Annotated in this window: 1 protein-coding gene; it reads left to right on the plus strand. The window is 78.4% G+C overall.

The features are described from left to right. The coding region (locus GT030_RS16930) for an HAD-IC family P-type ATPase (RefSeq protein WP_161201812.1) at nt 1-792 on the plus strand (792 nt) is incomplete at both ends.

Genomic DNA, 792 nt, shown 5'->3' on the forward strand with positions numbered 1-792 from the left:
GTCCGGGCTGCACGCCGAGCAGCAGCCCAAGGCACGGGTCGCGCCCCCGCCGGAGGAGGCGCCCGCGGGCGGCACCCGCACCGTGGACGCCGGACAACTGCTGCCCGGCGACGTGATCGAGCTGAAGGGCGACGACGTGGTCCCCGCCGACGCCCGGCTGCTCCGGCAGGACGGCCTGGAGGTGGACGAGTCCGCGCTGACCGGCGAGTCCCTGCCCGTGCACAAGCACGTCGGGGCCACCCCGCACGCGGCCGTCGCCGACCGGCGCTGCATGGTCTTCGAGGGCACCACCGTTGTCGCCGGCACCGCGCAGGCCGTCGTCGTCGACATCGGCGAGCGCACCGAGGCCGCCCGCGCCGTCCACCTCGCCGCCCGCACGCCCCCGGCGGCCGGGGTGCAGGCCCGGCTCCAGGAACTCACCCGCAAGGCGCTGCCGTTGACGCTGGCGGGCGGTGCGGCCGTGACCGGGCTCGCCCTGCTGCGCGGCACCCCGGTGCGCGATGCGGTCAGCGGTGGCGTGGCCGTCGCGGTCGCCGCCGTGCCCGAGGGGCTGCCGCTGGTCGCCACCGTCGCCCAGCTCGCCGCGGCCCGGAGGCTGAGCCGCGACGGCGTCCTGGTCCGCACCCCGCGCACCCTGGAGGCGCTGGGCCGGGTCGACACCTTCTGCTTCGACAAGACCGGCACCCTCACCGAGAACCGGCTCCGGGTCGTCCGGGTCTCCGACGCCGAGGGCACCGAGTGGGCGGCCGGTGACGCGGGCGAGCCGGGCCCCGCCGCGACCCTGCGCCGCGC

The organism is Streptomyces sp. SID1328, assembly GCF_009865595.1.
Lineage (GTDB): Bacteria > Actinomycetota > Actinomycetes > Streptomycetales > Streptomycetaceae > Streptomyces > Streptomyces griseoluteus.